Origin of the sequence: uncultured Methanobrevibacter sp., from assembly GCF_900314695.1 — an archaeon.
Lineage (GTDB): Archaea > Methanobacteriota > Methanobacteria > Methanobacteriales > Methanobacteriaceae > Methanocatella.
Genome location: NZ_OMWD01000004.1, coordinates 58,136 through 79,199 on the forward strand (window position 1 = coordinate 58,136; position 21,064 = coordinate 79,199).

Genomic DNA, 21,064 nt, shown 5'->3' on the forward strand with positions numbered 1-21,064 from the left:
AAAAATTAGTAAAAATGAAATCAAATTTAAATTTCAATACATCCATCATTGTCTACTTTAGTTCTGATAACGTTTCCTTCGTATTTGCCCCAGGATTCTTCAACATCATCAATGACATCATTATCTACAACAGCAACAAATGACGAACCGGTTCCAGATAATCCAGAAGCAATTGCGCCTGCTTCCAGCGCATCAATTGCAATAGTAGCATCAAATCCCAAAGTTGCAGAATAAATCAGCCCGTTTAAAGTAAGGGCCTTAAAGTATTCTTTTTGCTTTGCAAATCCAAAAGCAGTTTCAACCAAAGGAGATAACAACTTCATCCTTGCAGGATTTGAGTCACCAGATTTTGAATAAAAATTAGGCATATAAACCAAAATTGGATAATCTTCCATTTTTTCATTTATGATAAACTCCCTATTTTTATTATCCGTTACAACAACACCACCAAAATAGGATGCAGTTGCATCATCAAAAGAACCAGTGATTGTAACTCCAGCATCAAGGGATGCATCAATAGCCATATTTATAATTTCCAAATCATCAAGTGGTTTCAAATCAAATTCATCACAAATAACCAAAGAAGTAGCCTTAACAATAGCATTTGATGAAGCGCTACTGCTTGAAAGACCAGATGCCATCGGTAAATTTGACTTAGTTTTTATATCAATCCCAAATTCATCTTTATTGATATTATAATAATCAAAAACCTTTTCAACACACAATTCCATCAGAAAAGTGTCTGCACCAACATCATTGGAGCAATTAATTGAATCAGACAACGTTTTAGCTTCACATATAATATCCAACCCTATGCCAAATGCCGAACCAAAACCTGTGGCAATTGCATTAATTATTGTGGCAGAACCTGGAGATCTAACTATTTTCTTCATTCATAAACCTCATCGTAAGGAATTGTCATTGTTGAAAAATCCATTGCCCTATTACGTGCATTTAAAGATAGCATATACCTGAAATCATTGTCATTAATCATTTTATCAATTGCACGTGCGATGGAAGATATCTTATTCGGGTCCACCAATAAACCTACATCATCAGTTATTATTTCAGTTATTCCTCCAACATTACTACCAATGACCGGTTTTCCACAAGCTAACGCTTCAATTAAAACTAAACCAAAACTTTCAGAAAAGGAAGGTAAAATCAAAACATCACAGCTCGGAATGATATTTTCAACATCATTTCTGGCTCCAGTAAATATTACATCACGAATGTTTTCCTCTTCAACTTTCTTTTTAAGTTTTTTAAATAGCGGACCATCCCCAACGATGACCAAATAATAGTCGCTGCTAGCTATCTTTTTAGCTTCCAAAATGGAATCAACATTTTTCCTTTTAATTAAATTACCTACAAAAAGAACAATCGGCTTATCTTCTAACCTATATTCCTTTTTAAATGAATCATTAACATCATTTGAAAATTTATTAACATCAACAGCGTTCCAAGATAATCTTGTTTTGTTTGAAATGCCCTTAACACCTGTAGCGATGATTTCATGTCTTAATGCATTGCTTACAGCCAGAACAACATCTGCACCTTTTAACACTTTTTTAATTGTTGATCTCATTAGCGGCTGTTTTTTATATACTTCAAACATGTCTGACCCGTGAGCGGTTACATAAGTCTTTATTCCATGCTCATTTCCAACTTCAACAGCGGCAGCCCCTGCAGGGAACAGGTAATGACCATGAATAATATCAATGTTTTCCCTTTCAAGAAGCTCTGTCAATGCCTTTTTAGCATTCTTTTTAAACATCAAACCCCGAACACCCGGAATATTAAGTCCTCTGGTACCAATGACATGTATTCCATCAATATCCTGAATGTTTTTGTGAGGATATGTAATTACATAGACTTCATGTCCTTGCATTACAAGTTCTTTTGATAATGTATGAATATGAACACCTACACCACCGACATGAGGTGGAAACTGACCAACCATCGCTATTTTCATAAAAAATTAACTCCATCAATTGTAATATTATCTATTAAAATTATTGTTTAAATAAATATCCAAAAATCAGTAATAAAAAAAAGTCAAATTTAATGTCTTATTGCAGAGAAAAAATCCCTACAATATTCCCTATTAGACATTAAAATTTTAATCAATTTGGTTTCCCAAAAGAGGCTTACTTTAAAAGTAATTCTCTTGTATAATTCTATTGTTAGAATATTATATAAATTTAACTATTTTTTTAATATTGGTAATTAAACAGTTTCCATCTAGGGAAAAGACCTCACGAAAACTAAGTTTTCAAAGCCCATCATTGAATTGTTTATATTTAATTACCTAGAGATGAAATGTGAGTTATTATTTTCTACATTCCCTTAGAATCATTAATGATTTAATAATTGATATGATATTAAACCAATATGCCCCCATCAGGAATATACTTAACTCCACCATTTTCACCTCCTTGGGAAACATAGAAAAGAACATCAATGCAGCATAGGGAAAAAACTGAACTGATAGCAAAATAAACATTACTTAAAAATAATAATTTCATGTTTATCAACCTCCCAAATCGATTAAAAATGAGGTCTTTACTTGAAATATATTGTTTAAATTTTATTTAAAGCTTGTTAAAGACATTTAGGAAAATTGGGGTCATTTTGTAAAATTGTAGTCAAAAAACATGATATATAAAGGTTTTGGTAATGATTAAAACCGGAATAACAGAAATTTATCTGCATTATAAGATACGGCTTCGGTAATGTTAAACCCATCACGGCAAGAGAATTATCCATTCAAAATAGGTGTTGAAATTCCTGCACATTATACTTTAAAATCAAATCACCATCTAAAATAGCAACCATTAATGTTAAAATCAAGTAATTAAATCAAATGAAAAAAAAATAACATCTTCATTTATATAAAATTCACAACAAATACTAATCGAACATTATCTATTGAAATATGGTGCTTAAAATTGAAAATTGGGACAAAAAATTATTTGTTAGTGATAAATTTATAATTACTGTTTAAATAATTTCCTTCCATATCAACAAGAATAACATTCAAATCCAAATCAAAACGTTGCATACATCTATCACGGATTGCTTGGGCAATGCTGTTTGAAACTTCAACTGAAAGATGTATTTCATTCAAAATATCCATCATATCATCAGTTGTTTTGGAATCATATAACCTTTGAAGAGATTCATTATCCGCTCCGCAAAGAGCAGCATGAGTAACCATCACCTCACGCCTGCCATCTGCAACTGCGTGTTTTGTATCGAATATTCCTCCGGCAACTTTGATTAACTTGCCAATGTGTCCAAAGTAAGTGAATTTATTAATTCCTCTTTTTTCAGCTTCTTCAAACATGAACCCTACAAAATTGCCTGTTTGGACAATTTGCTCTTTACCAACATTTAACTGTTTTAAGGCTAATTTTTCACCGATATTTCCAGGAACAAAAATCAAATCATCAATATTGGATGCCAAAGCCACGTCAATTTGGGTGACTATTGAATTTTTATATGCTTCACTGGACATTGATCTTGCAATTCCAGTTGTTCCAAGAACAGATATTCCCCCAACAATACCCAATTTAGGATTCATTGTTTTTTTAGCTATTTTTTCACCTTCAGGAATGGAAATTGTAACTTTAGCAACCTTACCTTCAGGAATCCTATCTGTTAAATTTTCAATAATCATTTTGCGGGGAACAGGATTTATGGCATACTCGCCAACAGGTATCTGAAGGCCAGGTTTTGTGATTATACCAACACCTTCACCACCCGTTATAATGACATTTGATGATTCATCAATTTTATCAATTAATTCGACAGTAGAAACGATTGCCATATCCACAGTAACATCAGGATCATTATATGGATTTTTATGAGCTGTCGCATAAGCTTTAAAAGAAGAAATTCGTTTACATTCATCAATGATTATATCCAATGTCTTTTTAGGAGTTTCGACTTTAACACAAGCAATATCTTCATCATCTAAAAGAATATCCAGTGCCGCTAAAGAACATGCCGTAGCTACCGTACCTGTTGTAACTCCAGTATAATTATCATTGGTCATTTTTAACAAAAAAAGAATAAAAAAGAGAGAATCTATAATGATTCAAGTTTTTCTATAAGTTCTGCATCAGTTGGAGCGCCAACAAAAGCAACTTCACCATCTATAACAATAGTAGGCACTGCCATAATCTGATAGTCAATAGCTCTTTGTCTGATTTCTTCACTTTCATCTATTTTAAGAACTTCCACCTCAATTGCATCGCCTAATTTATCTTTAGCTACACTAGCAGCGTCGATTGCTGCAGGACAATGTGGACAGGAATTTGTTGAAAATACTTCTACTTTTATAGCCATTTTATACACTCCTTTTATTTAAGTTTATTTAAACCTAATTTATAATAAGTGATATATAACTGTTACCACCCCATTAGTTTTCAAATGCTCTCCAAATATTTATTATATAACAAAAAAATAATTAGTAAATGATTAAAATGAAAACTTTACCGACTGATATCAAAAAAATAATTAACAGCGCATATCCATATATTGAGGAATTCAATCCAGCACAAAAGGCAGTGATTGAATCCGGATATTTAGATGACAAATCAAACTATATCATTTGTATTCCAACAGCAAGTGGAAAGACAGTTTTAGGAGTTCTTCCCGCACTTAAAACAATACTTGATGGTGGAAAGGCAGTATATGCCGCACCATTACTTTCAATACAAAACGAAAAAGTAAAAGAGTTTAAGGCATTTGAAGAGCATGGAATCAAGGTAGGAAAACATCCATCAAGCGCAGAGTTATCAGTTATGGTTTTCGAATCATTCGATGCACTTACAAGGTTTTCATGGGATGCACTTAGAGATGTTGATACCTTAATCATTGATGAATTTCACATGATTGGCGAATACAGCAGAGGTCCGACACTTGAAGCTGCCATCACACGTGCAAAAATAATCAATCCAGGCATGAGAATAATTGCCCTTTCAGCTACCCTGAGAAATATAGAAGAAATTGAAGGATGGCTTGAAGGAACCTGCGTTGAGCATGACTACAGACCTGTTCCACTACACAAGGAAGTTCTGGATGCAGAGATGTTCAATACTAAAAATAAGAATGATGTGGTCGTTAAAGTTATTGAAAAAGCTATCAAAGACAAATCCCAAGCGCTGGCTTTTGTATCAACAAGAAGATTTACTGAAAGTTTGGCGACTTACGTTTCAGGAAAGATAAATAAAAAAATAAATGTGGAACAGAGAAAAAGGTTTAAAGAAGTTTCTGAAAAGTTATTGGAAGTTCCCAAGAAAAAGGGCTCACTTCCAACAAGCACATGCCTTAAATTAGCAGAAGTTGCTGAAAAAGGTGTTGCATTCCACCATGCAGGGCTTTTCAATGAACAAAAGGAAATTATTGAAGACGAATTTAGAAACGGAAACATTTTAATGATTACTGCCACTCCAAGTTTAATGTATGGAGTTAATTTACCATCAAAATCTGTCGTTATTAGAGACCATACCCGCTGGACCAGCAATGGACCGCAGCCGATTCCTGTTTTTGACTATGAACAAATGTCCGGAAGGGCTGGAAGACCACAATACGATGATGTGGGTTACTCTTATCTTATTGCAAAAACAATGGATGAAGCTTTGAACTTGGAAGAGTTTTACATTGAAGGAGATATCGAACTGACCAATTCCAAATTAGTTGACAATAAAGATGCAATTTACAGACAAATTATTGCACAGATAGCATCATCACTTTCAAAAAATCTAGATGACTTAACAGACTTCTTTGGAAAGACACTTTACGGATACCAAATGAGCAATAACCCTTCAATGGCATTGTTTGCTGAAGACAGCTTAAAATATGAACTTGAAACTGCACTGCAATTTTTGCTTCAAAATGGAATAATCAGAGCAACCCCAGAAGGGCTTAAAACAACTGAATTCGGTAATTTGATAGCCAAATCCAATTATACTGTTGAAACTGCAGTTAAAATTAAGGAATACATCTCAGGAATGAACGAATTCAATACCGATGAATTCATTTATGCCATGTCTGAAACACCAGACATGCCTCTGATTTCATTTAAAGGAAGAAAATCAAAAGATCCAGTGCGTGAAAAACTATCAGAATCAGGATTATTTGCAGTGGACATTGGAAACCCAGAAGCTACAACCGTTTCTCTAATTGAATGGATTAATGAAAGAAGCGAATATGACATAGAAAACAAATATAATGTCTACTCCGCTTCAACAAGAAGATCTGCTTATGAGGCTTCAAGACTTGTAATATTTGCCAAAAAGACTTCAGAAGTCTTAGGAGATTACACATACCTAAAAGACTTTGATTTCTTATCCGCAAGATTGTATTACGGAGTCAAAGAAGACATTATACCATTGGTTGTCGGAGTCAAACGTCTCGGAAGAAAAAGAGCTAGAAATGTAGTTGAAATATTTGGAAATGATTTGACATCCGTTTCCGAAAGTGAATTGCAAAAAATAGAAGGGATTGGCCCTAAATTAGCTTCAAAAATTAGATTATTTGTTGAAAATAATTAAAAAATAAAAAAATCGAGGAGATTAACCTCCTCCTTCAGCAACATTGGAGTCCATTTGCATATTTTCAAAGTCCAATGATTGCTTTTTCAATGAATCAATATCAATCTCATCATCACCATCATCAGAGGATTTGTTCTTTAAATCCTTTCCATCAAGCAACTCAACCAATTTTGAACGATACCATAAATTAGTTTTTTCAATTTTTACCCAGTCAATGCCCTCTTTTGTTCTTGTGTCAATAACTTCACCTATAGTTCCGGTATCGACATATCTGACATGATCTCCAAGAGTAATTTCCTTATCTCTTGCATCAAGGACCATAATATAACCTATATTAAAAATTTATTCATCTTCAATTTCAACAGTGGTTGTTTTAACTTCTTCTTCAACTGCTTCATTAGAAATTTCTTTGTTTAAAATAACATAAGCTCCAATAGTAGCAATATCATCAAAATTGATTTCAAGTTCATCTCTTGAAAACAAATTTTTTTGTAAAGTTAAAATAATAGTGCCGATTTTACCTGTTTCGGTGTCAAAATCAACATTATCTATTTTACCGACTACATTTGCATTTTTGTCTAAAACAGTAGAACCTACAAATTCTTTAATTTTCATAGTATCACCTTTTATATAAAGTTATATTTGAATATCATATAATAAAACATTAACTATTTAAATAAATCATGTATATAAAATTAACTATTAATTAAATAGGTGTAAAAAAAATGGAAAAAGCATGTCGAACAATTATTGATGATATTATAAATGGAAAAATATCCACTCGACGTGAATTAGAAGTTGAAAAAAGACAGCTTTGCCGTGATTTAAAGCTATCCCGATTTATGAGCAATGCCGACATTTTGGAATTTGCTAAACCTGAAGAAAAGGAAATCGTTTCTGAAATCTTAAAGAAAAAACCGACAAGAACAAAATCAGGCGTTGCAATTGTTGCTGTAATGTGCCATCCTCACAAATGTCCTCATGGCAGGTGTTTTTACTGTCCGGAAAGTGACATTGCCCCTCCAAGCTATACTGGTGAAGAGCCGGCAGCATTAAGAGGAAGAATGTATGAATTTCATCCATATATCCAATGTTTCAACAGACTGAAGCAGCTTAAAAAAATAGGCCATCCAATTGACAAGGTCGAACTGATCATAATGGGAGGAACATTTCCGTCAAGGGATTTATGTTACCAGCAATGGTTTACTTCACAATGCCTAAAAGCTATGACCGATTTTGGATTGATACTTGAAAATAAACCCAACAATTATGATTATAACCTAGATTATGATGAGATAAGAACATTTGAAAAAGGAGTTTTGAAAACTTATCCTCCAAGCGATTATGTTCTGATTGATGATGTTCAAAAGGCGAACGAAAATTCAAAGGTCAGGTGTGTAGGAATGACCTTTGAAACCCGTCCGGATTACTGTAAAAAAGAGCATATTAACAGAATGTTGGATTTTGGAGTTACAAGAGTCGAATTAGGTGTTCAGACATTATCTGATGATTTATACGTCAGGATAAAAAGAGGCCATACAATAGCAGATGTGATTGAGGCAAACCAGCTTTTAAGGGATTCTGCAATAAAAGTGGCCATGCACATGATGCCTGGATTGTTCGTTAGTGAAAAGCAGGATTTAAAAATGTTCAAGCAGCTGTTCAGTGATGAAAATTTCAAGCCAGACATGCTTAAAATATATCCATGCCTCGTCACTGCCGGAAGCGAATTGTACGACTTATGGCAAAGTGGAGGTTACGAACCCTACAGCGATGAAGAGGCAGTTGAACTAATTGTCAAGATAAAAGAGATTCTTCCAAAATGGGTCAGGACAATGCGTATTCAAAGGGACATTCCATCAACATTGATTGAAGCCGGTGTTAAGAAATCCAACCTGGGAGAACTTGTCTACAACAAGCTTGATGAAAAGCACATTAATTGCCAATGCATACGCTGCCGAGAAATTGGCCATAAGAAAACAAGCAGAGAATACGAATTAGATGATTTTGAAATGTTCAGAGAAACATATACTGCATGCAATGGTGAAGAAAACTTTTTATCAATTGAAGATGTTAATGAAGAAAGCATTGCTGGATTTTTAAGGTTGCGTTTCCCGTCAAAAAATCATTTTAGAGAAGAAATAAGCGACAAAACAGCACTTGTTCGTGAATTGCACGTTTATGGAAATATGATAAAAATAGGAGGTAAAAATCCCAATATAGGTCAGCACACAGGATTTGGTGAAAAGCTTCTAAAAGAAGCTGAAGAGCTTTCCATTGAAAATGGAAAAGAAGAGTTGGCCATAATAAGTGGAATAGGATCCAGAAATTACTATCGCAAATTCGGATATGAAAAGGTTGGACCGTACATGGTCAAAAAGTTGATATGAAAATATTTAAATACTTCATTCGTATATATACTAACTAATTAATTAGAGAGGGGTAACGATGTACAATATAAAAAATTCAAAAGAATTAGCAAGCTATATCAATTATACTAATTTAAATAATATAATCTCAGAAGAGGAAATGAAAGAATTTCTTGAAAAAGCAAAAGAAACAACATTTCATTCAGTGGTTGTTTCACCAACATATGTCCAATTAGCTAAAGAAACTTTAGCAGATACAGACATCAAGGTTGGAAGCGTGGTCGGATTCCCATTAGGTTTTGAAGACACAGAATCCAAATTAGCCGAAACAAAAACTTTACTCGACAAAGGAGCAGACGAATTGGAAGTCGTGATTAATCTAAGTTATTTAAAAGATAAAAAGTACAGTTTAATCGGAAAAGAAATCGAAGCCATAAAAGAGCTTATGGGAGATAAAATTCTGAAAGTCAACATTGAAGTCAAAGCTCTCGATGATGCTGAAAAATCCGCCATTGTCCAAGTTGCTGAAAAGGCAGGAGCAGACTTTGTAAAAACTGCAACAGGATTTGTGACCCCATGCCACATTTATGAAATTGTAAATGACATAAACATTATCCAGAAATATGCTCCAAAAATCAAAATTGAAATATATGGTGGTATAGACAGCTATAAACTAGCCAACCAAGTCTTAACTGCAGGAGCAGATAACATTTCAAGCAATTACGGTTACGAAATTGTAAAACAATACAAAGAATTGAGAGAAAACACACAAGTAAAACCAAAACCAATTACCTTATAGACACCAACTGCCATCACCACCTAATTTACCATTAGCTAAAATACTCATTTTATCGCAAAAAAATAGCAAATTAGATTATATAAGAAAATTATTTAAAAAAATAGTAGTAAAGAATGCCATGGGCCGGACTTGAACCAGCGACATCTAGATCTTCAGTCTAGCGTTCTCCCATCTGAACTACCATGGCATATGGACCGAACGAGATTCGAACTCGTGATCTCCTCCACGTCAAAGAGGAATCATACCCCTAGACCACCGGTCCTATACAACATACAATAGTTTGTAAAAAGTAATATATAAAGTTTACTAAAAAATATAGGACAGTGTAAAAATAAATTAAAAATAAAAAAAATTGACCAAGAAAAATGGCCAATAGATTTTATTATATAAAGCTTTTTTTTGAAAATAACCAACTAACAAATCTATTTGATTGCTAATTTGATATCTTCAGCTTTTACAGTTTTTCTACCAGCGTGGCGTGCGAAATTTACAGCTTTTTGTGCGATTTCGTCACCTTTTTCTTCTAATGCTTCAGCTAATGCAATTTTTGCATCATCACTAATTCTTTGTGCGCCAGCATTTTTTAAGATACGACCGACTGGTGCGATTGGTAATTCACTCATAATGACACCTCCAATTAAAAGATAGTACGCAATAGTATATAAAGGTATCGGTAAAAATGAATATTCAACCCCTATATTATAGTAGTGCAACTATCATAATATGCTTTTGAAAACTAAAAAAAAATATAGGTATTATCAATAATCAAAGGATAAAAATTAGTTAAAAATATAAAAATAAGGAAAAAACAAAATAAAAGAATTATTTTTATAATAATTCGCTTTTCAGATAAGTTGCGGTTGCTTGAGTTATCTTTACATCAACAAAGGTTCCTAATTCTGCATCATCAACAATTACTGGAATATATGAGTCAGTTTTTGCAATAAAACCACCTTTAGAACCTTTTTCTACAACCAAGACTTTTTGATGAGAACCTACCAGTTCCATATTTTCTTCTTCGGTTATTTTAGATTTAATTTCTGATAAAAATTTGGATCTTTCTTTCATAACAGGGCGAGGAATCTCTTCAAGTGAAGATGAAATTGCACCTTTTCTGTGCTGGTATTTTGACAGGTGAATCAAACTTGGCTTTACATTTTGAAGCAACTTAACTGTCAAGTCAAAATCATCATCTGTTTCTGTAGGATAACCCACAATAACATCCACAGCCAAGGTCAAACCTGGAATTTCACTTTTGAATTTTGAGACTATATCCAGATATTGCTCTATGGTATGGCCCCTTCTCATTTCTGATAAAACCTTATCACTGCCTGATTGTATCGGTAAATGGATAAAATTATATACCTTCGGATGTTTCATGGCATCGATAATTTCATCAACATCGTTTAAAATGTTTTTAGGATGCATCATTCCAACACGAACTCGAAATTCTCCTTCCAAATTGGCCACTTCTTTAATTAAATCAGATAGCTTTTCACCACTGTCACGGCCAAATGCTGCAGTGTCCTGAGCAGTGAGTTGAATTTCACAGGCCCCATTTTCTATTGCTTCTTTTGCTTCTGCAACAATATCCTCGATAGGATAACTATTTAATGGTCCTCGAGCAAAACGAGTGCAGCAGAATGTACATGCTCCTAAACAGCCCTCACAAATCTGTATAATATGAATCAAACCATCATCAATAAGTTTAGGAACACCCACCTTACTTTCTTTTGTAAAACCGGTTTCACGAATAACATCACCACAGTATGTTCCCTTTACGACATCCGCAGACTTATTCAGCTGATGAGGTCCAATCCAAGAACAGTTCGGTCCGATTTTTTCCAGTTTTTCAGGGTCAATCTCAACCATGCACCCACTGACAATGATTTTCTTATCTGGAAAATCCTTCTGAAGCTTTTGAATTTTATAAACCACCTTGTTTTCAGTAGGCAACTTAACATAGCATGTATTTACAATAATAACATCAGCTTCCTCAATGGAATCAACAATATCTATTTCATTTTCAACAAGCACACCCGCCATAATCTGCGCATCAGCCTTATTGAATGTGCAACCGTAAGAATCAATATATACTTTCATAGTTATTCTCTAATAGTCTTTTTAAAAATGTATTTTGTTAAATCATAGTCAAAGTTATGGAACTTGACCGGTTTTGAATAAACTCTTCTGATTACGCCGGCTTTGGCAAAACCAGAAGTAAGCTTTCTTTCTTGAGTTTTAATGACATGCACCTTAACGATATGATTTTCAATCTTGACGACATCACCAGGGGCGATTTCAAAGTCCCTGTCCAAATCCAGTTTATAGGAATCTACATCCCCATGCAAATCTACTGAAAACCCAATACGAGCCGGAATTTCAACAGAAGATGCCCAGATAGTACTTATATCTTCAATTTTAGATTTTTTCAATCTTTTATCATTTACTTCAATACTTGTCACTTCAACCTGACCTAAATCTGAAAGCAAAACATCTCCTACCTTCAATTCATCACTTGGAGATAAATCAATAGTAGTCTTATGAGATTTATCCTGCTCTGAGATAATTAACCTATAAGGTATGGGTTTTTTTACTGAAAACATGTCCTTAAACACATGACCGCATGATTCGCATCTAAGCAAATACTCTTCCATAATCTTTTTCTTAGATGACTTTTGCTTTGAATTTAAAATTTCAACATCGTCAGAACCGCATATTGGACAATCCATTTTTATGCCTCCCACTTATTCTTCCTTATCATTTAAATAATGGTTAACCAAACCACCATCTTCCAAAATATTTAACATGAACTCCTTGAATGGTTCGAATGTAGTTGACTCACCAGTAGTTTCATTGACCAGCTCTCCTTTTGACAGGTCAATATTAATGATATCTCCATCTTTCGCATCGATATCTGAAACGATTACCGGCAGTCCTATATTGATTGCATTTCTATAGAATATTCTTGCAAATGACTTGGCTACAATTGCATCCACACCAGCTGTTTTAATGGCTACCGGTGCCTGTTCTCTTGATGAACCACAACCAAAATTCTCATCCGCTACAATAATATCTCCTTTTTTTACGTTTTTGGTAAAATCAGGCCTTTCACCCTCCAAGACATGGTCTGCCAAATCCTGAGGATTGAAAGTCCTTAAATACCTTCCGGGAATGATTACATCAGTATCAATATTTTCCCCAAAGGTCCATGTTTTTCCTTTAATTATATCCATAACTATCACTAAAAATAAATTGATAAAAAAAATGAAGGTATTCGGGAGTTACCCAAATACAAAATTAGTCTTAGGTGATTTTTGTTAATACAGTTTATTTATTACTTTTTAAAGGTTGAGCAAATTTTTTCTCAATACTTTCACGATACATTGAATTCATGGTACAGAATGGAATAATCCTACCATCAGGTGTTGCATAATGAATAACACATTTTTTAACCCTGTCTTCATCAAAGTTAAACGGATCCATGAAATGCATACATGAAATAAGCATTGCATCTTTGGAGAAGTCTCCTAAAGCGTCGTAATCTCCTCTTGCAAATACATTTATTAATATTTTTGTAATTTCCAATTCTTCAGGAGTTCTGCTAGTGTGAACCATTTTAGGAAGGTTTCCAGTCAAACCAGCTAAAACACGTTTTCTGGAACCGAATCTGCCTGCTTTGAGTTTTTCATTATATTCCTTCAATTTGTTGAACAAATCATCTACATCTATGAAATCTGTAATCGGAATCAATTTGTCCTTGCCAGGCCCTTCTGTTTTTTCTCTAAATACATAGGTTGCAATTCCACAGTGCTGATGACAGTTTAATGTAACTTTAGCTGTATCTTCCTCATCCAAAAGAGATATGAATTCTGCAATTGGCTCAACGGAAGATGGTGGGTAAAATGATTCTGTTGGAACCTGACCGTCAGTAACTTCTTCAATAATGCTGACAAAGTCGGGAATGGTTATTCTTTGCTCTTCAACATGTTCCGAAGGTGTTCTGCCTGCAAATGAAACAGGCTGGAAATTGACACCATAAATGTTTTCACTGTGATCGAATGCGAATTTAATAATATCTCCAATCTGATGATCGTTGACTCCTTTAACCAATGTAGGTACAAGTACTACACCCAATCCAGCTTTTCTACAGTTTTCAATAGCGTCAAGCTTGAATGGAAGTAAATCTTTACCCCTATTATTAATGTATGGTTCTGGAGTTACACCATCAAAAGCAAGATAAACTGTGTTTAATCCAGCATCTTTTAATTCCTTTGCCAAACTTTCCTTTTTAGCTAATCTAATACCATTAGTTGCAATTTGAACGTGAGTAAAACCTTCTTCTTTTGCCATTTCAACAAGTTCAACAATGTCTTTTCTAACGGTCGGCTCTCCACCAGCATACTGAATAGCGGGACATGGATGAGGTTTTAAGCTTCTCAGATTCCTAAGCATTTGCCTAATTTCATCCTGTGTAGGTTCATATTTGTATCCTGCAGCAGCAGCATTAGCAAAACAAACAGGACATCTTAAGTTACACCTGTTTGTTACATCAATCAAACCTAAAACAGTTGAAGTTTCATGTTTGGAACATAATCCACAATTGTTCGGACAAGAAATTTCATCAGGAACAGAAGGATTTTCAATTTTTGTAATGGACGGTGTATACTCTTCCATTTTATTATATAACTGATCATCACCCCAATAAGTGTTGATAAATTCCCCATGCTCATCACAAGTTTTTTTGATAAAGACTTTGCCATCTTCATCATAAACTTCAGCAGTTAAAGATTTACCGCACTCAGGGCATAAACTTTTAGTATCCTTAATTTTCAAAAAAACCACCTTACTAGCAATATTGCATTAACATTACATAATATATACAATATTTAAATTATATCATACTTCTTATTTATACTTAATTGGATATTGTAATAATACTTTGCCAGTTTCATCTTTAATGCATACTCAAAATTTAAATCATTGAATGAACAAAATAATATTAATATGTGAAATTTATTTTTACAGAAGGCAATAATATGCTAAACAGTTATTTTAAATTTAAAGAAAATGGAACAGATTTAAAAACTGAAATAATTGGAGGCATTACCACTTTTCTTGCTATGGCATATACTTTAGGAATCAATCCTACAATATTATCTAAAACCGGAATGCCTAAAACAGGAGTATTTTTTTCAACAGCCATAGCATCGGGAATTGCATGGGGATTCATAATATATTCAATTGGAAAAATTGCTACCGGAAAATTCAAGGAAACTAATTTGAGAGTATATGTTCTAGCAATTGTATTTGGATTTTATATATTCTTTGGAATTTGAACTCACTTATGTGAGTTTAATTCTCTATTTTAAATAGCGATGCCTAAGCAATCGGCTGTAATTGACAAAATTACTGATGATGAAAAATCCCATATCCTTGAACTGTTCAGCCTGTAATCTTTCAAAAATGAAAAAAGCATTGAAAAGTACAAAATAATATAAAACAATATCATACTGAAACTTAATTAATATATACTAGTTTAAACAAATAATTAGTAAAACAAAATTGGGGAAACTATTAATGGACATTCAAATATTTCTACTGGGTTGTCTTACAACATTATATTTTATCCTCCCTGCATATTTTTCAAATGGAGGAGCACTAGCGTTTGGTGGGGGAACACCAGTTGACTTTGGAAAAAAAGACAGTAAAGGCGTTCGCTGGATAGGTGATGGAGTAACTTGGAGAGGATTAATTGCAGGAACCTTAATCGGAATGCTAACTGGAGCAGTTCAAGGGTTATTGGCTCCAAGCATACTATCTGCAATAGGACCATACATCATAACTCCAATAATAACTGACGTCCACAGCGGAATAATAATAGGGTTTTTACTTGGTTTTGGTGCACTTGTCGGTGATGCATTAGGAAGCTTTTTAAAAAGAAGACTTGGAATTGGAAGAGGAAAGCCTGCACCATTTTTAGATCAATTAGATTTCATAATAGTTGCATTAATCTTTGTTTCACCAGTTGTTAAACTAGACCCATTATTTATATTAATTGCAATTGTCCTAACACTGATTATTCATTTAGTGGCAAATGGCGGTGCCTATTTGCTTGGCTTAAAAGATGTGTGGTATTAAAAAAAAAGAAATATGATGAGTTAGATATATCTATTCATCATTACCACTGTGCCTACAGCCGGTGCAACGGTACATTCATCATCAGTTAAAATATCACCCATTGACTTGACTTCAAGACCCAATAATTCGGCTGCTTTTTTATCAAGGATATCCTTGCCCAAACCTGTGGTGACAATCAAATCAAGGTTTTGTGTTTCATGAACCTGTTTTAAGCCATCAGCAATCTGTTCAACCTGTTTTTGATGGATGAATTTACACATTTCAACGATTTCATCCATAGACAACATTTCCAAATCTGCACAGACCACCCTGGCGATTCTTTTTGCACAGTCAAGTTTTGATTTGGACTCGCCATCAAATGTATCGCAAATGTAATCATCTTCACCAATTAAATCCAAAACAGTGTAGACATCGGCAGTTTGTGCAAACAATTCGGAAGCTACCCTATATTCTTTCCCATTCAATTCAACCTTATCCAAAAAGCTGGCCAAGTTGGTTCTCAATGTTCCTGTGTAGACAAGCTCACCGGTAGCGGACCTGTCAAAATCAGATTTTCCAATTGCACATTCATTTCCACCCTTGATGGGAATAATATCTGTTGTAGTGCTTCCAGTGTCAATGAAAATGCAGTCATCAGAAATAAGAGTGGCAATCTGAGCGGTTGCAATCCAGTTTGCAGCAGCCGCCTTCAATGGAGTCTTTTCAATTTCTTCATTTGACATCATTCCGTCGATTCCCACATATGCAATCGGACAGTCAAATGTTTGCTCACATTTCGCCACAACATCCAATACACCGTCCTTTTTTGTATCGTAAGCGTCAACCAACTCAGCAGTCATTGAAATTCCAACTGCATCGATTTCATCAACAGGACAGATATTTTCAATCAATTCAACCAGAACTTTTGATAAATCATCATTATTGCTCCACATTGGAAGATATGCAAAATCAACTTCGATGTTTTTAATTTCATCACCATCAAAGTCAATCACTGCCAAATCAGTATTTGCTCCACCAATGTCAAAACCAGCTACTTTCATAATTAGATTCTCCTGATTTCCAGATTATCTCCGGATTTTTTAAATTCAACTTCACCATCAAGGGAAATATCCAAATCATCGATTTTTATTTCTCCATCTGCAAATTCGATAATTGTTTTGCCGATGTTGAAATTGGCGATTTCCTTCAATCCCACATAAGGTGTTGTAAATCTGGAGTTTATTTCCAAAAGATAGACAGAATAGATATCTTTTTCATCGGCATTTATCAACAAGTCAACACCTACAAAACCCTTTAAACCATCAATGGATTCAACTGCTTTTGTAGCTATTTCAAATGCTTCCTTTTTATATTTGCTTTCGAAAGGCAATTTTCCACCAAAGTACATTCCCTTATCATCCTTAAGTTCAACGTACTGTTCATTCAGACTTATTGGAATTGCCTTTTTGCCGTCGGACAATAAACTGACACTTACATCAGTTCCTTCAACATATTCCTGAACTATGACTCTGGAACCCGGCTTGAATATCTTATCCAAATCCAAGGTCAAATCCTCAATCTTTTCAATTATTACAATATCTTCACAATCAACACCCATCAAAGGCTTGATAATAAGTTTTAATGGAGTTAACGGGTCTTCGGATTGCCATTTCTCATGCAGATTTTCAATCGCTCTTTTCCAGTACCCCTTTGGGTCTATTTTAAACCTGAATGTTCTTGGCTGTGGAACAATATTGGAAAGTGCCTCATATGTTTCAAATTTATCTGAAGATATGCGGCATGCTTCAGCTGAGGAATTATACAGCTTAACATTGTTTTTCTCTAAAATTCTTGAAATTTTGTAAAGGTTATTGTCGTTTTCAGCAGCTATGAAAATGGCTTTTGTGAAATTTTGAGCATTATCATCAAGCCAATCGACAACATCCCCATTTATTAAAATTGGATTGACATTATCATAATCCTTTACAATTTCTGCATATGATTCATTAATAACTAAATCAATATTAAAATCCTTCAAATCATCTAAAAGTGAAAAAATCAATGCTTCAGCTTCAGAGATAATGCATTTATCCTTTTTACCTGAAGCAGTGAAATATTCAAATGCCAAAATGGAATCATCATTCTCTTGCATCATAATTAATCATCATACCTTTTATGTTTAAATCATCTTTTGGGAAAATCATCCTTTCACCGTCAAACAGCATATGTATCAATGCATTTTCCTTTTTCTCAAATTCTGAGACTGTAATGTCCTCTTCATTTTGAGTCATTTTTCTTGAAAAAGAAGTCATTATATCTTCCGGAGCAGTGATATTCAGCAAACCGTCATTGTAGTATTCTTCTATTGCATCGACAGTTTTTATTGCGGCATCTCCATCACCATATGGATTTTTAGCGTTTTTCATTTTTTCGCAAAATTCCTTGTCATTTAGGATTTTATCCACATTTTCCAAGATGGCTTTTTTATCTGCCCCAACAAGAATGTTTCCTCCTGCAGTTACTGTTTCCGGTCTTTCAGTATTATATCTCAATGTCAATGCTGGAACATCCAATGTGATGGCTTCCTCCTGAAGGCCTCCTGAGTCTGTCAATATTAAAGATGAAAGTGATGTCAGCTGCAGGAAATCAAGATATCCTATAGGCTTTATGATATGGATATGCTCCAGGTCATTCAGCTCATCAAACAGGCCGAAATTCTTTAGGGTGTTTTTGGTTCTTGGATGAATCGGAAATATGATATTCATATCATCCAGTTCCTTTAAAGCCTCAACAATGCTTGTCACCCTTTTTTCATCGTCAACGTTTTCTGCCCTGTGCATTGTCAATGTTATGATATTGTCCATGTTTTCAATATCCAAATCCGCCAGTGCCTTTTCTTCAAAACCCTTTTTCTTTGCAATTTCCAAATGTCTAAAGCAAGCGTCAACAACAGTGTTTCCTGTAATTATAAGGTTTTTTCTTGAATAACCTTCCGCCAAAAGATTGATTGCAGATTCTTCTGTTGGAATAAAATACATCTGTGAGCAAACGTCAGCAGCTCTGCGGTTAATTTCTTCAGGCATTGTCAAATCAAATGATCTGAGTCCGGCTTCCACATGACCTACTGCAATGTGCAATTTTGCAGCAACTAGGGCTCCCGCCAAAACAGCATTGGTATCCCCCTGCACAAGTACAATATCCGGTTTTTCCTGTAGAATAACCTTTTCGATGCCTTCCATCATCAAGCCGGTTTGCTTACCGTGAGTGCCAGAACCAACATTAATGTTATAATCAGGAGTAGGAATTTCCAAATCTCTGAAGAAATTGTCAGACATCTCTTTATCATAATGCTGGCCAGTATGCAATACAATCTGAGGAATGCTCCTTTTAGATATTTCATCAATTATAGGAGCCATCTTAATGATTTCAGGTCTTGTCCCTAAAATAGTAGCTATCTTCATATAATCACCCAAATATCATTTATAAAAAAATAAGAAAAACATCATCCAAAATGTAGAAGATTTGACAATTTACCATTGTCGATAATTACATTTCCTATTAAGAATGAACCTATGACTACACCAAAAGCCATACAAACAGTAATCATACCAACATTAAGGAAAAATGCTTCGATAATGTCCTTTATCGGAAATTTAACGCCATTTTTAACATTATCTACCACCGAAGAAATCAATGGCGGCAATGTCATGATAAGAGAAAATGCAAGAATGAACGGAATTGACCTCAGCCATAAATTGGAATCGTTATGGTTTACTGCAAGGTACAAACCCAATATAAAACCAATAGCAATACTTATGATAGAAAATTTATCAAAAACATCATAGACTTTTCCCATTAAATCTCACCAATTAAATTTATATATAAACATCCTTTAAACTTTTTACTATTGACTCACGAATAGCATATCGTTTTTGAAGGTCGCTTAAGGAATCAACCAGATCCCGTTTAAATCTCTCACATGCATAATCATCATACCTGAACTTAATTCCATCATATTGAATGTCCATTAGAATTAAATATTCCGCTTCCATGACCTTAATGTTGGCACGCGGAGCATCTTGAGGAGGATTCAACAAGTCCTGAACTTCATCCAATGTCATCTTGCCGATTGCAACATCCACAAAAACCCTCATCATCTTTCTTACCATGTTCCATAAAAATGATTCACCATAGATATCAATAAAAATTGGAGATATGGTATCATGCAGATTCGGGAATTCCCTTTTATGATAATCCTCCAAATCCACTTTGGTGACCTTAATGTCATCAATTGTTCTTGTGGTTGTCTTTTGAAAACGTTTGGTGAAATTAGTGAAATTATGGGTTCCTTTAAAAATTTCAGCACATTCCCTAAGTTTGTCAATATCCAAATCCTGAAACAGCATATACCTATACTGCCTCATTTGAGCATACCTTGGCTTAAAAGCGTATCTGACAGGAGCGCTAGCTAAAATTTGAATATCATCAGGCAGGGAATTATTAATTTCATTTACCCTTACGTCCTTTTCTGATTGGAAACTGATTACATTGCCTAGACTATGGACGCCTGCATCGGTTCTGCCAGCTATTCTGAATCTGGATTTTTTTAAATCATCAATATAGTCCAGTTTGCGCAGATGATAAATCAGTTCCTCTTCGACAGTCCTTAAATCAGGTTGTCTTTGAAAACCATGAAAATTAGTTCCGATATATCCAATTTTTAATGCTGTTCGCTTCATCACTCATATATTGAATATTCTGTAAAATAAACTTTGGGAAAAAGAAGGAGGAAAATAAATAGCTATGGCCAATAGCTATTTAAATACGGCAGTATTACTTTTTTAGTACCTCCAGTTTTAGAAATTGAGGAGATTCATTTCTACGGAATTATAGGAACTATCCTTTTTTTAGAAGATTATTTGTTGCTTTCAAATCATTCCCATCAACCATTGAAATGAAAAAGAGATAATTAAAATCAGACAAGAGTAGAGTATTTATGAATTGATTTCAATTATCAATTACTTTTACTTAGTAATCAATTTAATGTAAAAAGTAATAAGCATATAAATTTTATTAAATTATTTTTTCAATAAATATCATCCATTTTCATGAAAAAGAGTTATTTAACTATGATTTCAAAAAATTAAAAATAATTCCAAGTTTTAAATGAAATGGAGCATTCTTAGAAAAAATTATTATTGAAATAATACTTT

22 protein-coding genes and 2 tRNA genes are annotated in these 21,064 nt (G+C 34.0%); 5 read left to right on the forward strand and 19 right to left on the reverse strand.

Annotated elements, in window-relative coordinates:
* Window positions 1-26: 26 nt before the first annotated feature.
* The 5 genes from QZN45_RS01885 to QZN45_RS01905 all read right to left on the reverse strand — a co-directional run bounded on the left by QZN45_RS01885 (window position 27) and on the right by QZN45_RS01905 (window position 4,353).
* On the reverse strand, window positions 27-893 hold the full coding sequence (locus tag QZN45_RS01885; RefSeq protein ID WP_292605260.1) for a shikimate kinase: 867 nt from the start codon (window positions 891-893) through the stop codon (window positions 27-29).
* The gene (locus tag QZN45_RS01890; RefSeq protein ID WP_292605262.1) at window positions 890-1,975 is read right to left on the reverse strand and encodes a glycosyltransferase family 4 protein; all 1,086 of its coding nucleotides are present in this window, start codon (window positions 1,973-1,975) and stop codon (window positions 890-892) included. The genes QZN45_RS01885 and QZN45_RS01890 overlap by 4 nt, the downstream gene beginning before the upstream one ends.
* Before the next feature lie 409 nt (window positions 1,976-2,384).
* Window positions 2,385-2,528 (reverse strand): hypothetical protein, encoded by a 144-nt coding sequence (locus tag QZN45_RS01895; RefSeq protein WP_292605264.1) that lies wholly within the window; start codon window positions 2,526-2,528, stop codon window positions 2,385-2,387.
* 443 nt (window positions 2,529-2,971) lie between these two features.
* Complete coding sequence (cbiD, locus tag QZN45_RS01900) at window positions 2,972-4,060, reverse strand: cobalt-precorrin-5B (C(1))-methyltransferase CbiD (protein ID WP_296810738.1); 1,089 nt, start codon at window positions 4,058-4,060, stop codon at window positions 2,972-2,974.
* A 32-nt stretch (window positions 4,061-4,092) separates the two neighbouring features.
* Window positions 4,093-4,353, reverse strand: a complete 261-nt coding sequence (locus QZN45_RS01905; protein WP_292605268.1) for a thioredoxin family protein — start codon at window positions 4,351-4,353, stop codon at window positions 4,093-4,095.
* A gap of 137 nt (window positions 4,354-4,490) precedes the next feature.
* Between QZN45_RS01905 and QZN45_RS01910 the strand changes: the two genes are divergently transcribed.
* On the forward strand, window positions 4,491-6,563 hold the full coding sequence (locus tag QZN45_RS01910; RefSeq protein ID WP_394346752.1) for a DEAD/DEAH box helicase: 2,073 nt from the start codon (window positions 4,491-4,493) through the stop codon (window positions 6,561-6,563).
* Window positions 6,564-6,584: 21 nt separating this feature from the next.
* Here QZN45_RS01910 and QZN45_RS01915 read toward each other — a convergent pair whose 3' ends face one another.
* Window positions 6,585-6,884 (reverse strand): DUF2098 domain-containing protein, encoded by a 300-nt coding sequence (locus QZN45_RS01915; RefSeq protein ID WP_296810743.1) that lies wholly within the window; start codon window positions 6,882-6,884, stop codon window positions 6,585-6,587.
* A gap of 21 nt (window positions 6,885-6,905) precedes the next feature.
* Entirely contained in the window at window positions 6,906-7,178 is a 273-nt protein-coding gene (locus QZN45_RS01920) for a PRC-barrel domain-containing protein (RefSeq protein WP_292605274.1), read from the reverse strand.
* A gap of 110 nt (window positions 7,179-7,288) precedes the next feature.
* Here QZN45_RS01920 and QZN45_RS01925 point away from each other — a divergent pair, with 110 nt between their 5' ends.
* The gene (locus QZN45_RS01925; RefSeq protein WP_296810746.1) at window positions 7,289-8,953 is read left to right on the forward strand and encodes a tRNA uridine(34) 5-carboxymethylaminomethyl modification radical SAM/GNAT enzyme Elp3; all 1,665 of its coding nucleotides are present in this window, start codon (window positions 7,289-7,291) and stop codon (window positions 8,951-8,953) included.
* A gap of 58 nt (window positions 8,954-9,011) precedes the next feature.
* Window positions 9,012-9,731 carry a deoxyribose-phosphate aldolase gene (gene deoC, locus QZN45_RS01930; RefSeq protein ID WP_296810748.1) on the forward strand — a complete coding sequence of 240 codons (720 nt, stop codon included), beginning with the start codon at window positions 9,012-9,014 and terminating at the stop codon, window positions 9,729-9,731.
* A gap of 114 nt (window positions 9,732-9,845) precedes the next feature.
* Here deoC and QZN45_RS01935 read toward each other — a convergent pair.
* The 7 genes from QZN45_RS01935 to tes form a co-directional block, all read right to left on the reverse strand.
* Window positions 9,846-9,918: transfer RNA gene (locus QZN45_RS01935), tRNA-Phe, on the reverse strand.
* Between the two features lie 3 nt (window positions 9,919-9,921).
* Window positions 9,922-9,993, reverse strand: a tRNA-Val gene (locus tag QZN45_RS01940).
* A gap of 160 nt (window positions 9,994-10,153) precedes the next feature.
* Window positions 10,154-10,354, reverse strand: coding sequence for a histone family protein (locus QZN45_RS01945; protein ID WP_042691314.1), 201 nt, complete (start codon window positions 10,352-10,354; stop codon window positions 10,154-10,156).
* A gap of 205 nt (window positions 10,355-10,559) precedes the next feature.
* The gene (locus tag QZN45_RS01950) at window positions 10,560-11,834 is read right to left on the reverse strand and encodes a tRNA (N(6)-L-threonylcarbamoyladenosine(37)-C(2))-methylthiotransferase (protein ID WP_292605279.1); all 1,275 of its coding nucleotides are present in this window, start codon (window positions 11,832-11,834) and stop codon (window positions 10,560-10,562) included.
* A gap of 2 nt (window positions 11,835-11,836) precedes the next feature.
* The gene (locus QZN45_RS01955; RefSeq protein ID WP_292605281.1) at window positions 11,837-12,463 is read right to left on the reverse strand and encodes an HVO_0476 family zinc finger protein; all 627 of its coding nucleotides are present in this window, start codon (window positions 12,461-12,463) and stop codon (window positions 11,837-11,839) included.
* Between the two features lie 15 nt (window positions 12,464-12,478).
* Complete coding sequence (hacB, locus tag QZN45_RS01960) at window positions 12,479-12,967, reverse strand: homoaconitase small subunit (RefSeq protein ID WP_292605283.1); 489 nt, start codon at window positions 12,965-12,967, stop codon at window positions 12,479-12,481.
* 94 nt (window positions 12,968-13,061) lie between these two features.
* On the reverse strand, window positions 13,062-14,567 hold the full coding sequence (gene tes / locus QZN45_RS01965) for a tetraether lipid synthase Tes (RefSeq protein ID WP_292605285.1): 1,506 nt from the start codon (window positions 14,565-14,567) through the stop codon (window positions 13,062-13,064).
* Between the two features lie 203 nt (window positions 14,568-14,770).
* On the opposite strand from tes, the gene QZN45_RS01970 reads away from it, so the two are divergent.
* On the forward strand, window positions 14,771-15,070 hold the full coding sequence (locus QZN45_RS01970; RefSeq protein WP_292880457.1) for a hypothetical protein: 300 nt from the start codon (window positions 14,771-14,773) through the stop codon (window positions 15,068-15,070).
* Window positions 15,071-15,311: 241 nt separating this feature from the next.
* On the forward strand, window positions 15,312-15,872 hold the full coding sequence (locus tag QZN45_RS01975) for a CDP-2,3-bis-(O-geranylgeranyl)-sn-glycerol synthase (RefSeq protein ID WP_292605289.1): 561 nt from the start codon (window positions 15,312-15,314) through the stop codon (window positions 15,870-15,872).
* 20 nt (window positions 15,873-15,892) lie between these two features.
* On the opposite strand, the gene QZN45_RS01980 is transcribed toward QZN45_RS01975, so the two are convergent.
* From QZN45_RS01980 to truA, 5 genes are read right to left on the reverse strand one after another with little or no spacing between them, the layout of a single operon-like run.
* Window positions 15,893-16,912: a hydantoinase/oxoprolinase family protein gene (locus QZN45_RS01980; protein ID WP_292605291.1), complete on the reverse strand. Its 1,020-nt coding sequence runs from the start codon at window positions 16,910-16,912 to the stop codon at window positions 15,893-15,895.
* Between the two features lie 2 nt (window positions 16,913-16,914).
* Entirely contained in the window at window positions 16,915-18,006 is a 1,092-nt protein-coding gene (locus tag QZN45_RS01985) for an ATP-grasp domain-containing protein (protein ID WP_292605293.1), read from the reverse strand.
* Window positions 17,990-19,312, reverse strand: coding sequence for a non-hydrolyzing UDP-N-acetylglucosamine 2-epimerase (gene wecB / locus QZN45_RS01990; RefSeq protein WP_296810754.1), 1,323 nt, complete (start codon window positions 19,310-19,312; stop codon window positions 17,990-17,992). Before wecB ends, QZN45_RS01985 begins: the two co-directional genes overlap by 17 nt.
* Before the next feature lie 41 nt (window positions 19,313-19,353).
* Window positions 19,354-19,707 carry a hypothetical protein gene (locus tag QZN45_RS01995; RefSeq protein WP_292605297.1) on the reverse strand — a complete coding sequence of 118 codons (354 nt, stop codon included), beginning with the start codon at window positions 19,705-19,707 and terminating at the stop codon, window positions 19,354-19,356.
* A gap of 19 nt (window positions 19,708-19,726) precedes the next feature.
* Entirely contained in the window at window positions 19,727-20,590 is an 864-nt protein-coding gene (gene truA, locus QZN45_RS02000) for a tRNA pseudouridine(38-40) synthase TruA (RefSeq protein WP_292605299.1), read from the reverse strand.
* Between the last annotated feature and the right edge of the window lie 474 nt (window positions 20,591-21,064).